The sequence below is a fragment of the Pandoraea morbifera genome, from assembly GCF_902459575.1.
Classification (GTDB): Bacteria; Pseudomonadota; Gammaproteobacteria; order Burkholderiales; family Burkholderiaceae; genus Pandoraea; species Pandoraea morbifera.
In genome coordinates, this window is record NZ_CABPSD010000020.1 from 18,524 (window position 1) to 32,779 (window position 14,256).

General features: G+C 66.9%; 10 protein-coding genes and 1 pseudogene. 4 read left to right on the forward strand and 7 right to left on the reverse strand.

The annotated features are described in order from the left end of the window. Positions 1–84 precede the first annotated feature (84 nt). Both PMO31116_RS21860 and PMO31116_RS21865 read right to left on the reverse strand, forming a co-directional pair. Positions 85–2,364, reverse strand: a complete 2,280-nt coding sequence (locus PMO31116_RS21860) for an NADP-dependent malic enzyme (RefSeq protein WP_150568543.1) — start codon at positions 2,362–2,364, stop codon at positions 85–87. A gap of 324 nt (positions 2,365–2,688) precedes the next feature. Further along, positions 2,689–3,927, reverse strand: coding sequence for an MFS transporter (locus tag PMO31116_RS21865; RefSeq protein WP_150568544.1), 1,239 nt, complete (start codon positions 3,925–3,927; stop codon positions 2,689–2,691). 354 nt (positions 3,928–4,281) lie between these two features. Here PMO31116_RS21865 and PMO31116_RS21870 point away from each other — a divergent pair, with 354 nt between their 5' ends. Continuing rightward, positions 4,282–4,971: an orotate phosphoribosyltransferase gene (locus tag PMO31116_RS21870; protein ID WP_145864722.1), complete on the forward strand. Its 690-nt coding sequence runs from the start codon at positions 4,282–4,284 to the stop codon at positions 4,969–4,971. A 126-nt stretch (positions 4,972–5,097) separates the two neighbouring features. Continuing rightward, positions 5,098–5,496 (forward strand): fluoride efflux transporter CrcB, encoded by a 399-nt coding sequence (gene crcB / locus PMO31116_RS21875; RefSeq protein WP_145864723.1) that lies wholly within the window; start codon positions 5,098–5,100, stop codon positions 5,494–5,496. 18 nt (positions 5,497–5,514) lie between these two features. Here the strand turns inward: crcB and PMO31116_RS21880 are convergent, their stop codons facing one another. Then, positions 5,515–6,378, reverse strand: a complete 864-nt coding sequence (locus PMO31116_RS21880) for a helix-turn-helix transcriptional regulator (RefSeq protein WP_246185429.1) — start codon at positions 6,376–6,378, stop codon at positions 5,515–5,517. Positions 6,379–6,495: 117 nt separating this feature from the next. On the opposite strand from PMO31116_RS21880, the gene PMO31116_RS21885 reads away from it, so the two are divergent. Further along, on the forward strand, positions 6,496–7,302 hold the full coding sequence (locus PMO31116_RS21885) for a class I SAM-dependent methyltransferase (protein WP_150568545.1): 807 nt from the start codon (positions 6,496–6,498) through the stop codon (positions 7,300–7,302). Between the two features lie 95 nt (positions 7,303–7,397). Here PMO31116_RS21885 and PMO31116_RS21890 read toward each other — a convergent pair whose 3' ends face one another. The 3 genes from PMO31116_RS21890 to PMO31116_RS21900 all read right to left on the reverse strand — a co-directional run bounded on the left by PMO31116_RS21890 (position 7,398) and on the right by PMO31116_RS21900 (position 11,439). Next, positions 7,398–8,159 (reverse strand): peptidylprolyl isomerase, encoded by a 762-nt coding sequence (locus PMO31116_RS21890; protein WP_246185430.1) that lies wholly within the window; start codon positions 8,157–8,159, stop codon positions 7,398–7,400. A 469-nt stretch (positions 8,160–8,628) separates the two neighbouring features. After that, positions 8,629–9,582 carry a ketopantoate/pantoate/pantothenate transporter PanS gene (panS, locus tag PMO31116_RS21895; RefSeq protein WP_150568546.1) on the reverse strand — a complete coding sequence of 318 codons (954 nt, stop codon included), beginning with the start codon at positions 9,580–9,582 and terminating at the stop codon, positions 8,629–8,631. A 201-nt stretch (positions 9,583–9,783) separates the two neighbouring features. Next, entirely contained in the window at positions 9,784–11,439 is a 1,656-nt protein-coding gene (locus PMO31116_RS21900) for a DEAD/DEAH box helicase (protein ID WP_150568547.1), read from the reverse strand. 336 nt (positions 11,440–11,775) lie between these two features. Between PMO31116_RS21900 and PMO31116_RS21905 the strand changes: the two are divergent. After that, positions 11,776–12,648: pseudogene (locus PMO31116_RS21905) on the forward strand (LysR substrate-binding domain-containing protein); the annotation flags it as partial. Positions 12,649–12,860: 212 nt separating this feature from the next. Here the strand turns inward: PMO31116_RS21905 and PMO31116_RS21910 are convergent. Beyond that, positions 12,861–14,168 carry a solute carrier family 23 protein gene (locus tag PMO31116_RS21910; protein ID WP_150568549.1) on the reverse strand — a complete coding sequence of 436 codons (1,308 nt, stop codon included), beginning with the start codon at positions 14,166–14,168 and terminating at the stop codon, positions 12,861–12,863. Positions 14,169–14,256 lie beyond the last annotated feature (88 nt).

The following is a 14,256-nucleotide window of genomic DNA, read 5'->3' on the forward strand; positions in this document are numbered from 1 at the left end:
GCGCGAGCGTCCGGCGGGATTTTTTTCTGGCGACCGGACGGGGCACCGACACCGGCACTCCGCCCGTCACCCGGCGCAACGCACTCAGCGCGTGACGTTCGCCGCGGCCACGGCCGTCATGTTGATGATGCGACGCACCGTGGCGGCGGGCGTCAGGATGTGAACCGGCTTGGCACAGCCGAGCAGGAACGGACCGACCGTCACGCCTTCACCGCCCGTCATCTTGAGCAGGTTGTACGTGATGTTCGCGGCTTCCACGTTCGGCATGACGAGCAGGTTCGCCTCGCCCGCCAGTCGCGACGCCGGGTAGGCGGCGCGACGCACCGCTTCCGACAGCGCGGCGTCGCCGTGCATTTCGCCATCCACTTCCAGTTGCGGGGCGCGCTCGGCGAGCAGCTCGCAGGCGCGCGCCATGCGCTGTGCCGACGCCGACTTCACACTGCCGAAGTTCGAGTTCGAGAGCAGCGCCACCTTCGGCGCGATGCCGAAGCGCTCGATTTCCTTGGCCGCGAGCACGGTCATCTCGGCAAGCTGTTCCGAGGTCGGCACTTCGTTCACGTACGTATCGCTGATGAACAGGTTGCGCTTCTCGAGCATCAAAAGGTTCATGGCGGCGTAGTTCTCCACGCCGGCCGCGCGGCCGAGCACCTGATCGACCACGTCGAGATGACGGTGGTACGTATCGATCATGCCGCAGATCATGCCGTCGGCTTCGCCCAGACGCACGAGGATCGCGCCGATGAGCGTGTTGTCCTTGCGCATGGCGGCCTTGGCGACCTCTGGCGTCACGCCGTGACGCGCGCCAAGGTTGTGATACTCCTGCCAGCAACGCTGATAGCGCGCATCGTCTTCAGGATTCACGATCTCGAAGTCGATGCCCGGCTTGAGCTTCGAGCCGATCTTCTGCAGCCGCATTTCGACCACGGCCGGGCGACCGATGATGATCGGCCGGGCGATGCGTTCGGTCAGCACGAACTGGGCGGCGCGCAGCACGCGCTCGTCCTCGCCCTCGGCGAACACGATACGCGCGGCGTCGTTGCCGAAGCGTGCGCGCGCGGCGGCGAACACCGGACGCATGATGAAGCCGGTGCGGTACACGGTCGTGCCGAGTTGCTCGCGGTAGGCGTCCATGTCCTCGATCGGACGCGTGGCCACGCCCGAGTCCATGGCGGCTTGCGCGACAGCGGGCGCGATCTTGATGATCAGGCGCGGATCGAACGGCTTCGGAATGATGTATTCCGGGCCGAATTCGAGCGACTGGCCTTCATAGGCGCGCGCCACTTCTTCGCTCTGCTCTTCTTCCTGCGCCAGCTCGGCGATGGCCCGCACCGTGGCGAGCTTCATCTCCTCCGTGATGGTGGTCGCGCCGACGTCGAGCGCGCCGCGGAAGATGAACGGGAAGCACAGCACGTTGTTGACCTGGTTCGGGTAGTCCGAACGGCCGGTCGCCACGATGCAGTCCGGACGCGCCGCCTTGGCGATTTCCGGGCGGATTTCCGGTTCGGGGTTCGCGAGCGCGAGAATCAACGGCTTCGGCCCCATGGTCTTGACCATGTCGGCGGTAAGCACACCGGCCGTCGAGCAACCGAGGAAGACGTCGGCGCCATTGCTGGCGTCGGCAAGCGTGCGGGCGTCGGTCGCCACGGCGTAGCGCGCCTTGCTCTCGTCGAGCTTGTCGCGGCCGGTATGAATCACGCCCTTGGAGTCGAGCACCAGGATGTTCTCTTTCTTCAGACCGAGGTTCACCAGCAGGTCCAGACAGGCGATGGCGGCGGCGCCGGCGCCCGAGCAGACCAGCTTCACCTTGCCGATGTCCTTGCCCACGACCTTCAGGCCATTGAGGATGGCGGCCGAGGCGATGATGGCGGTGCCATGCTGGTCGTCGTGGAAGACGGGGATCTTCATGCGCTCGCGCAGCTTCTTCTCGATGTAGAAGCACTCGGGCGCCTTGATGTCTTCGAGGTTGATGCCGCCGAGCGTGGGCTCGAGCATGGCGATGGCCTCGACGAGCTTGTCCGGGTCGTGCTCCGCGAGTTCGATGTCGAACACATCGATGCCGGCGAACTTCTTGAACAGGCAGCCCTTGCCTTCCATCACCGGCTTGGCCGCGAGCGGACCGATGTTGCCCAGGCCGAGCACGGCCGTGCCGTTGGTGATCACGCCCACGAGGTTGCTGCGCGAGGTGTAGCGGTTCGCGGCCAGGGGGTCTTCCGCGATCGCTTCGCACGCGTAGGCCACGCCCGGAGAATAGGCCAGCGACAGGTCGATCTGGTTCGACAGGGGCTTGGTCGGCGTCACCGAGATCTTGCCCGGACGCGGATTCTCGTGGTACGCCAGGGCGCTTTGTTTCAGTTGTTCATCCATATCTCGATACCTAAAGACTTGCGACGGCCGGGCCTGCGCCGCGCATGGGCAGCGTGCGGACACAGCCGTCTTTTGACGGATCACGGCGGGGGAAGAGCCAACCGGAGGGATTCGGCGATTGTGTCGTCGACGGGGTTCTTCACGGCGCGGTGGCGTGATGACCACCACTTCCCCGATCCGGGATGGCGCGCTCGCGCGCGCATCGGACCGTGGGACTTGCGATGCGCCGGACGCATCGCAGGACGCAAAGTGTACACCTTGCGCCTGAAGCTCGATGCTGCACGCGCAGCATGGCGCGCGTGCGGCATTGCCGCCGCCGCGGGCTTACTGCAGGGCTTCGCCGCGACGTTCGGGAATCAGGAACAGCGTGGCGACGATGTCGAGAACGTAGATGGCGGCCAGGAACACGAGCGCGATCTTGAACGAATAAGCTGCCGCCAGGGCGCCCACGGTGAGCGGGCCGAACCCACCGACCGCGCGGCCGATGTTGAACAGCACGTTTTGCGCGGTGGCGCGCGCAGCCGTCGGATACAGCTCCGAGATCAGCGCGCCGTAGCCGCCGATCATGCCATTCACGAACAGGCCCATCACCGCCCCACCGATCAGCAGTGCGAACTGAGACTGCAACTGCGCGTAGACGAATACCATCACCACGGCGCCGATCTGGTAGCCGATGAACGTCGGCCGGCGCCCCACGCGGTCGGCCAGGCGGCCGAACAACCAGATGCCGAACGCCATGCCGAGCACCGTCACGGCGGTCCACATGGCCGACTTGGTCAGCGAATAGCCGAAGGTCTTCGAGAGGTACGACGGCATCCAGATCATCAGGCCGTAGTAGCCGAAGTTCTGCACCGAGCACAGGATCGCCACGCCGAGGCTGGCGCGGGTCGTGGCACCGTCCTTGACCAGCAGCTTGAGCGGTGCGTGCTCACGCGGCTTTTGCTGCTGCGCGAGGAACATCTCCGGCTCGCCGAGCGTGCGACGCATGATGAACGACACGACCGCCGGCAGCAGGCCGACGGCGAACATGCCGCGCCACCCGATGACAGGCAGCAGTATCGGCGTGAGCAGCGCGGCCGCGAGCACGCCCGCCTGCCAGCCCAGCCCCACGAACGAGGACGCCCTGGCGCGGCGCGCCGGCGGGCATGCTTCCGCCGCGAGCGCCATGCCGATGCCGAACTCCCCGCCCAGGCCGATGCCGGCAATCGTGCGATACGCGAGCAGATCCCAGTACCCCTGCGCGAGAGAGCACAGGCCGGTGAACAACGCGAACAGCAGAATCGTCCACGACAACACGCGCACACGGCCATACCGATCGGAGAGCATGCCGAAGACGATGCCGCCGAAGACCGCACCGACCAGCGTCCAAGTGACGAGCGAGCCCGACTGCGCCGTGGAAAGCGCCAGATCGGCGGCAATCGCCGGCAGGATGAAGCCGAGGATCAGCAAGTCGAAACCGTCCATGGCGTAGCCGATGGCGGAGGCCCAGAGGGCGCGGTTGGCGTAAGAGGCGTCTTGCGGCGCGGCGGGCGCGGCAAGCGAGGGCGAGGAATCGTTGGGCATAGTCACGTCCGGTCTGAATTTTCGGCGTGAGTGTATGCCTGTCATAAAGGCTCGGCAACTGTCTCTTTTTTTGGACTCATCTGTCGGGCATCCATTTTCATATGCGCCGTGCGGGCACACTGCGCGTAGACCACCGATGGAAAATATACGCTCAGTGCATAATTGCCCATGCATTTGCTGAAACTTGTGGCATAATTCGCGTTTAAGCGCCGGTCGTTCGCCGCAAGGCCCGACGACCCGCCGCCTCAGACGGCGTCCTGACGCAGCGCCCCGCGCACTGCGTCACCCTGCTGACCCCTCCACGACTCCTGGCTGCACGCCGCACGGCGGGCAGCCACGCTAAGGAACCGCATCATGATTGGCATCGACCGCCAGGCGATTTCCGACATCACCGCCAAGATCCTGCTCGAAGTGGGCGCGGTGCATTTCAACGCCGAGAAGCCGTATATCTTCACCTCGGGCTGGGCCAGCCCGGTCTACACCGACTGCCGCAAGCTGATCTCGTACCCGCGCGTGCGCCGCACGCTGATGGACTTCGCCGAGGCCGTGATCATTCAGGACGTGGGCTGCGAGCAGTTCGACACGGTCGCCGGCGGCGAAACCGCCGGCATTCCGTTTGCCGCCTGGATCGCCGACAAGCTGATGCTGCCGATGCAGTACGTGCGCAAGAAGCCGAAGGGTTTCGGCCGCAATGCGCAGATCGAGGGCGACCTGCCGGAAGGTTCGCGCGTGCTGCTCGTGGAAGACCTCACGACCGACGGCCGCAGCAAGATCAACTTCTGCAAGGCGCTGCGCGAAGCCGGTGCGAAGGTCAATCACGTGTTCGTGATCTTCCACTACGACATCTTCCCGGAGAGCCGTCAGGTGCTCAAGGACATCGATGTGCAACTGCACTCGCTCGCCACCTGGTGGGACGTGCTGCGTGTGGCCAAGCAACAGAATCACTTCGACACGAAGACGCTCGACGAGGTCGAGAAATTCCTGCACGCGCCGGCCGAGTGGTCGGGCGCGCACGGTGGCGCCACGGCGTTCCCGAAGGACTAAGTCGTTCGCGAAGTCGTCCGGTACGTGTAGTATTCGCTTGAGAGGCGAGAGCGGCCGGCCTGAAAAGGCCGGCCGTTTTGTTATCCGCGCGATCCGTCCGCGCGAATTCCGCACGGGGAGTCACCCATGTTTGCTTCGGTCGTCGCCGTGAGCGTCGGCGCAGCCCTCGGCGCACTACTGCGCTGGACGCTGAGCGCACATCTGAACTACCTCCTGCCCACCCTGCCCCTGGGCACCCTCACTGCCAACCTGGGCGGCGGCTATCTCATCGGCGTGGCGGTCGCCTTCTTCAGCCACGTTCCGTCAGTGCCGGTCGAATGGCGCCTGTTCGTCGTGACCGGGTTTCTCGGCGGCCTGACCACCTTCTCCACCTTTTCCGCCGAAGTCACCACGCTATTGCGCGAAGGCGAGATGGGCTGGGCGTCGATGATCGTGCTCGTTCACGTGGGCGGCTCGCTCATCATGACGCTGCTCGGCATGGCCACCGCCACCCTGCTCGTGCAGTGGTTGCGCTCGGGCACCTAAGCCGGTGCGGCATGGCACTCAGGGCAGCAGCATCACCAGCTTGACGTCGTCATGCCCCGATAGCCGGAACGTCACCTGCGCGAAATCGATGTCGCCTCGCAGCGGGTGATGGAAACCGCGCCGGCCGCCCTCGCGCTCGACGACGTCCTGCTGCGACCAGAGCGCGGCGAATCGCGGGCTCTCTCGCTGCAGGGCATCGGTGAGCGCACGCACGGGCGTGTCGTCGAGATAGGCGCTGCACTCGGCGCGAAACTCCGCCACCACCCGCCGCGCGCGTCGCTCCCAGTCCTGAATCAGCGTGGGCGCCGCGTCGTCGAGAAAGATGTAGCGCAGCAGGTTCTTCGTGCCCGGTGCCCCGCTCGTATCGAGCCATCCGCGAAAGATGTCGGCGGCTGCATCGTTCCACGCGAGCACGTCCCAACACCGGTCAAGCGCGTAGGCGGGGGCCGCCACCGCGCCCACGGCAGCCTGTACCTGCGCCGTAGCATGATGTGGCAATGGCTCGGCGCCGCGCTCCGGATCGCGGCGCCCTGCCAGATCGAACAGATACGCCCGCTCGGCGCGCGACAGCCGTAACGCGCCCGCCACGGCGGCCAGTGCCCCCGCCGAGATCGACACTTCGCGCGCCTGCTCGATCCAGGTGTACCAGGTGGCCGACAGCCCGCATAACTGGGCCACCTCCTCGCGCCGCAGGCCCGGCGTGCGGCGGCGTCCCATCGGCGGCAATCCGACCGCGGCAGGCGTGAGGCGCTCGCGATGCGCGCGCAGGAAGTCGCCGAGCGCGCGACGCGCGCGAGCGGCGTCGGCAGGCCGGCTGGACAGCGGCGCCGACGTATCGGACGATGGCAAAGGCGGGGCGGGAGCGAGGGTATTATTTTTCATACCAGGATAAATGGGCAACTTGTACCGGTATCGACGACCCATTATCGTGACACTCATGGCTGTGGCGCAAGCGCTTGCCGCGACAGTCCGCCAGCCCCCACGATCCAGGAGACGCCCATGAGCGAGACCGCCCGCCCAGCCGACACGGCTTCGGCAACGACACACGATTCCCACAACGCCGTGGTGACCGGCCAGTTCGGCCCGCAGGCGAGTGCGTATCTCACGAGCGCCAACCACGCGCAAGGCGCCGATCTCGAACAGCTTGCCGCGATTGCCCGCGCGCATCCGAACGCCCAGGTGCTCGACCTCGGGTGCGGCGCGGGCCACGTGAGCTTCTTCGCCGCCCCGCACGTGGCGCGCGTGGTGGCCTACGACCTGTCGGCCGACATGCTCGGCGTGGTTGCTGCGGAAGCCACAAAGCGCGGCATGACGAACATCGATACGCAACTCGGCGCTGCCGAATCGCTGCCCTTTCCGGACGCCTCGTTCGATCTCGTGTTCAGTCGGTACAGCGCCCATCACTGGGCGGACGTGGGCGCCGCATTGCGCGAGATGCGCCGCGTGCTCAAACCGGGCGGACGTGTGGTGATCTGCGATGTGGCGTCCACGGGCCAACCGTTGCTCGACACCTATCTGCAGGCCGTCGAGGTCCTGCGCGACACCTCGCACGTGCGCGACTACGCCACGAGCGAATGGCTGGCGATGGCCGCTGGCGCCGGCTTCTCGGTAGCATCGCTCACGCCTCGCACGCTTGACCTCGACTTCACGACGTGGACGACGCGCATGCGCACGCCCGCGCCGATGCAAGAGGCCATCCGTGCGCTCCAGGCGGCAATGGCCGACAATGTGCGCCGCCACTTCCGCATTCAGGACGATGGGTCGTTCACGCTCGACACACTCACGCTCGAGCTGATCGTCGGCTGATGCTCGTCCGGCAAGCGCGCGCCGGACGCCATGAGAAAGGGCGCCCCGAATCACCTTCCGGGGCGCCCTTTCGCCTTGACGGCACGCCAACCACGCTATTGCACGCGCATGGGCCCTTCGTCGTCGTTCGCGCCGCTGATCTGCGCGGCGCCCGCGAGCAACGCCACGTAATGGCGCAACGCCCGCGCCCGGGCCTGCTCGTATAGCTGCGCCGCGATGCGATCGGCCACGCGTTCGAACGGCGGCATGCGTCCCTTGATCCGCCGCTCGATACGCAACACATGAAAGCCGTAACGCGTGTTGACGAGTCTCGGCACCACGCCCAATCGATCGCCGCAGAAAAGCACCAGTTCCAACTCGGGAACGCCGCTGCCCCGCGTGAGCATGCCCAGGCTGCCGCCCTCGCGCGCCGACGGACAATCCGACATACGCTGCGCGACCGACGCGAACGAGGCCGGTTCGGCCAGCACTTCATCGAGTGCCGACTGTGCGCGCTCCAGCGTGCGCGAGAGCGGCACGCCCGCCGACATGGCGAAGAGAATGTGACTCGCCTGGACCTTGTCGCCCACGCGGAACTGTCCGGCGTGCGCGTGAAAATAAGCGCGGCACTCCGCTTCGGTCGGACGCCGCACCTGCACGTCGCGCGTGAAAAGCGCGTCGATCACGGCGTCGTCGCTGACATTGGCCCCGTCGGCCGTGTCCAGCAGCCGCAGATCGCGCGCCCGCTGTCGCAACAGTTCCCGGCTCACGAGCGCGTGGCGCGCGGCCAGTTGCGGATCGGCCGCGTCGCGATGCCGATCGATCTCATCGGCGACGCGGCGCGCGTCGATGACAATCCCGTTGACACACAAAGACATGACGGACTCCCACAAAACGTTGTCTGCCGCCGGGTCGCGAGGTCTTCGGCACGCACGCCCAACCGCGCATGCCATCATGTTCGCGGACGGCGCGTTCGTGCGGCGCCTCGTTGCGCCGATGCCGACGCGGCATCGGTGCGAGGGGTGTCACGCCACTTGGCGCGATCTCCGTGCGAATGCGGCCGCCACGGACCCGGATGACACCAGCCGTTCGCGCGTGCGCCGGGCCGCCGGCGGAATTCGTGCGTCTCGCGCGGTGCCTCGTTGCCTGGGAGGGCCTCGTCGGATGCGCCCAGTGGGCGAGCGGGGGAAAGGGAGCACGGCAGGGCGCCGTGACGCGGAATCTCTCGCCGCCGCGAACGGTATATCGAAGTTTTAGGCGATGCGCGGCAGAAAGGCAAATGCGTGCAAGGACGGGGCACGCGGCCGTTGCGCGCCGCACACAACCGGTGTGCGGCGCCGTGAAAGCTCAGTGGAGCGCGCGCGTGGCGGGCGCTTGCACGTCGTTGGCCGTGCCGGTCGGACGGCCGCGCCAGTAGCCCGCGAGAAGCGACCCCGACAGGTTGTGCCAGACCGAGAACAGCGCGCCGGGCAGCGCCGCGAGGGGCGTGAAGTAAAGCTTGCCGAGCGTGGCCGCGAGACCCGAGTTCTGCATGCCCACTTCGATCGCGAGCGTACGGCAGATCGACTCGTCGAAACCGAGCAGACGGCCGCCCCAGTAGCCGCCAAGCAGGCCCAGTCCGTTATGCAGCACGACACCAAGCATCACCAGCGGCCCCACCGTGGCAATGTTGCCCTGGTTTGCCCCCACCACCGCGCCGATGATCAGTACGATGGCAACCATCGAGACGAGCGGCAGATAGCCCTCGACGGCACGTACCACGCGGCCGCAGTAGCGATTGATGATCAAGCCCGCGCCGATCGGCAGCGCCACGATCTGAAGAATCGACAGCAACATGCCCTCGACGTCCACGGCGATCGACGCATCGACATACAAGCGCGTGAGCAGCGGCGTGGCGAACACGCCCACGAGCGTGGACATGGCGCTGATGGTCACCGACAGTGCCACGTCGCCCCGCGCGAGATAGATCATGACGTTCGAGGCCGTGCCGCTCGCCACGCTGCCCACGAGCACCATGCCGGCCGTCAGATCCGGCGGCATGTGCAGCACGCGTGCGATGATCCATGCGGCCAGCGGCATCACGAGGTAGTGCAGCACCACGCCCGCCACGATCGGCGCGGGTCGCGTGAATACGCGCTTGAAATCGTCGAACGTGAGCGTGACGCCCATCGCGAACATCACCACGGTCAGCAATGCCGTGACGTGCGGCGTGACGCCGGAGAAACTGCCCGGCGAGAGGAAAGCGAAAACAGACAGCAACAGAGCCCAAAGCGGGAACAGCCGGGTGACACGGGCGATCATGAGATCCTCGGAGAACGGGAAGGCGGCGCGGGCGTCGACGAAGGTGCGCCGCCGGTGCTTGCCGCCGCGCTCGTCGCTTGCCCGAGCCGCCGGGCGCAAAAGCTTAATATTTTACTTATTTTGCGCCGTCCGCCTTTCCTGTGTCGTTCGGATGCGACGCCTGGACGCCGTATCCGGTTGACGCGTGCGCGCCGAAGGTGCTCAGTCGCGCTTCGGCTTGCCCATCAGCAGCGCACCGCCTGCGCCGTCGCGGCGCGCGGGACGCGGACCGCGCTGGGCGAAATCACCGCGCTCCGCGCCGCCGCCCTGCCCGCGCACTGCGCCCGTCGCGCCGGGCGTGCCCCGGCCGTGCTGCTGCCGGCCGTCCTGACCTTGTCGCGCGGCGCCGGAACCTTGCGCCACGCCACGTTGAGCGTCGCCCTGACGCTTCGGTGCCTGCTGGCGCTGCGGCGTCGCCTGGCCCACATTGCCGACGTTGATGCTGCTGCCACCGCCGCCGTTGCCGCTTCGACCGCCGCGCTCATTGCGTGCGCCGTCACGGCGCGCCTTCGGCTCACCGCCCTGGCGTGCGCCGCGTGGCGCATCCTTCGGCTCGCGAGGCTCGCGCGCCTCACGCTGACCTCGGCCGTCATCGCCATTGCGAGCACCGCGTCCGCCACCGGCGCCACGTCCACCGTTCTGGTTCTTGCGAATCGGCTGCGCCACGGCGTGCGGATCCGGCTCGAAGCCCGGAATCACCTCGCGCTCGATGGTGCGTTTGATGAGACGCTCGATCTGCGTGAGCAGTTGATGTTCGTCCACGCACACGAGAGACACGGCCTCGCCATTCGCCCCTGCGCGACCGGTGCGGCCGATACGGTGCACATAGTCTTCCGCGACTTCCGGCAAGTCGAAGTTCACCACGTGCGGCAACTGGTCGATGTCGATGCCGCGCGCCGCGATGTCGGTGGCGACCAGCACCTGCAGCGTGCCGCTCTTGAATTCGGCCAGCGCGCGCGTGCGGGCGCCTTGGCTCTTGTTGCCGTGAATCGCCAGCGCAGGAATGCCGCCCTTCGTGAGTTGCTCGGCCAGGCGGTTGGCACCGTGCTTGGTGCGCGTGAACACGAGCACCTGGAACCAGTTGTGCTCGCGCACGAGATGCTCGAGCAGTTCGCGCTTGCGATCGCGATCGACCGGGTGGATTTTCTGCGCGACCGTCTCGGCCGTCGTGTTGCGGCGCGCGACCTCGATCAGCGCGGGCGACTTGAGCAGGCCATCCGCCAGTTGCTTGATCTCGTCGGAGAACGTGGCCGAGAAGAGCAGGTTCTGACGTTGGGCTGGCAGCGCCGCCAGCACGCGCCGGATGTCGCGGATGAAACCCATGTCGAGCATGCGGTCGGCTTCGTCGAGCACGAGAATCTCCACGCCCGACAGGTCCACCGTCTTTTGCTGCATGTGGTCGAGCAGACGTCCCGGCGTGGCGACGAGAATGTCGACGCCACGCGCGAGCTGCTTGACCTGCGGCACCATCGACACGCCGCCGAACACGGTCATCGACGTGAGGCGAAGATACTTGCCGTACTGGGTCACGCTCTCTTCGACCTGCGCGGCCAGCTCGCGCGTGGGGGTCAGCACGAGCGCGCGCACCGGGCGCTTGCCGTTGGCCGCCGCCGGGCGCGAGCGCGCCGAGAGCATTTGCAGGATAGGCAAGGTGAAGCCGGCGGTTTTGCCGGTGCCGGTCTGGGCGCCGGCGAGGAGATCGCCGCCTTGCAGGACGGCCGGAATCGCTTGCAGTTGAATCGGAGTCGGGTGGGTATAGCCGAGGTCGGCGACCGCACGCAGGATGTCGGCCGACAGGCCGAGCTTTTCAAAAGACATATATAGACCAATGCGCGGACTCCACGATGTGTGTCCCCGCGCGTATCGATGTTGTTTGTTCTTGATGGAATGCCCGCGTCGGGCGTGCAACGGGCGTCGCGCTCATATGGGCGACGCGCCTGAAGACGCCGGCAAGACGACCCGCCTGGGAATGAGAAACAAGTGGCTTGGCGGGCGAGGCCGTCGCGGGTACGGCCGTGTCTTGAAAGCGCGTAGTTTACCATGCGGCCATCCGCAAGTCAGTGTGCGCCGGAGAAACGCCTGCCCGCCCCCGGACATGCGCGAGCCGCTACACTCACGTCATTGCCCACCCGCCATTGCTCCAACGCCCAATCCGTGCGATTCGACCTGACCGATTTGCGTTTGTGCCTGCTGGTAGCGGATGCCGGCAGTATCACGGGCGGCGCCGAGCGCGCCCATCTCACGCTTGCGTCCGCCAGCGCTCGCATTCGGGGGTTGGAGGAGACGCTGGGCGTGGCGTTGTTCGTGCGTCATCGCCAGGGGGTGATTCCCTCGCCTGCCGGACGTGCCCTGCTCGCCCACGCGCGCCGGGTGCTTGCGCAGATCGAGCAGATGCGCGGCGAGCTGGGCGAATACGCCGCCGGTCTCAAGGGCAACGTTCGCATCGCCTCCAACACGGTCGCCATGTCCGAATTCCTGCCCGACCTGCTCGGGGCCTTTCTCGCCAACCATCCGAACGTGGAAATCTCGCTGCGCGAGCAGACCAGCCCGGCGGTCGTGCAGGCCGTGCTCGAGGGCGCGGCGGACGTCGGCGTGGTCTCCGACTGGATAGAGCTCACCGGCCTCGAGACCGTGCCATTCCGGCAGGACCGGCTGGTCGTCGTCACACCGCCGGGCCACGCGCTGTCCACACGGCAGGCACTCGACTTCATCGACGTGCTCGACGAGGAATTCATCGGCCTGCCGGAGCAAAGTGCGTTGGCCGAGCATCTCGACGGCCATGCGAAGCAGGCCGGACGCCCCTTGCGCTACCGCCTGCGCCTGCGCGACTTCGACAGCGTGTGCCGCGCCGTGGCGGCCGGCGCCGCGCTGGCCATCGTGCCGCTCAACGCCGCGCGCCGCTGCGCCACGCTGGGCATCGGCATCGTGCCGCTGTGCGACCCGTGGGCGCTGCGCACGCTGGTGCTGTGCGTGCGCGAGCGCGACGCCCTGCCCGTCCACGCACGCCAGTTGCTCGACCATCTTCAGGCGCCAGGCTCGGACACCGGCCACCCCTCCGACACGCCTGACACTCACGAAACTCACGAAACTCACGAAACTCGCGAAACACGCGACCCCCATGAAACGCACGGTGTGCGGGATGCGAAAGTCTCCGGCAACCCGAGCATCGCCATCGGCACAAACAAAAACGGCACGACGTAATCGTCGTGCCGTGGGGGCCGCGTCGCGGGTGCCGCCCGTTACATGGCCGCCGGCGTCGACTTGCCGCGTCCGCGAAGCAGCGCGTACAGGATGATGGCGCCGAACGTGGCGCAGCCAATACCGCCGAGCGAGAACGCCCCGAACTTCAGCGTGAAATCGCCGGCGCCGAGCACCAGCGTGACCGCGGCCACGATCAGGTTGCGGTTGTCCGAAAAGTCGACCTTGTTCTGCACCCAGATGCGTGCACCGGCCACGGTGATCAGACCGAACACGACGATCGACACGCCCCCCAGCACCGGGCCCGGGATCGTCTGAATGACCGCACCGAACTTCGGCGAGAAGCCCAGCACCAGGGCGATTACCGCCGCCACCGCGAACACCAGCGTCGAATAGATCTTCGTGACGGCCATCACGCCGATGTTCTCGGCGTACGTGGTCACGCCCGTGCCGCCCACGCTGCCCGAGACGATCGTCGCGAGCCCGTCGCCGAGGAACGCGCGGCCCATGTAGCGGTCGAGGTTCTGGCCGGTCATGGCGCTCACGGCCTTGATGTGCCCGAGGTTCTCGGCCACGAGAATGATGGCGATGGGTGCGAGCAGGACCATCGCCTCGGGTTTGAACACGGGGGCCGCGAAATGCGGCATGCCGAACCACGCGGCGTTGGCCACGATGGAGAAGTCAATCGGCTTGCCGAGGCCCATGCCATTGGTCAGCACGGCGTAGAGCACGTACGCGAGCAGCAGCCCGACCAGAATCAACAGACGCTGCACCATGCCGCGCGCGAACACGGCCACCAGACCGACGCACAGCACCGTCGCGAGCGCCATCCAGGTATCGAAGTTCGTGGCCGAAACGCCCTTGACCGCCACCGGCGCCAGGTTCAGGCCGATCACCGCCACCACGGCCCCCGTGACGACCGGCGGCATGAGCGCCTCGATCCAGCGGGTGCCCACCGCCATCACGACCAGGCCGATGACCGCATACAGCACGCCGCATGCGATGATGCCGCCGAGCGCCACCGGAATATTCATGTTCGGGCCGCTGCCGGCGTAACCCGTCACCGAGATGACCAGGCCGATGAAGGCGAAGCTCGAACCGAGATAGCTGGGCACGCGCCCGCCCACGAGCACGAAGAACAGCAACGTGCCGATACCCGACATGAAGATCGCGAGGTTCGGGTCGAAGCCCATGAGCAGCGGGGCGAGCACCGTCGATCCGAACATGGCGACGACGTGCTGAACGCCCATGGCGATGGTCTGGGGCCAGGGCAGACGCTCGTCGGGGGCGATCACGCGTCCCGACGCCGTGTCCTGTTGCCGCCACTGCGGGAAGTAACCCTCTGCCATATCGATCCTCTCCTGTGATTGTCGTGTCGTTCGGTGCCGTACGTGTGGCTCGCCCGCCCCGCGCGCGGCCGCGCGACAGGGTGACGGA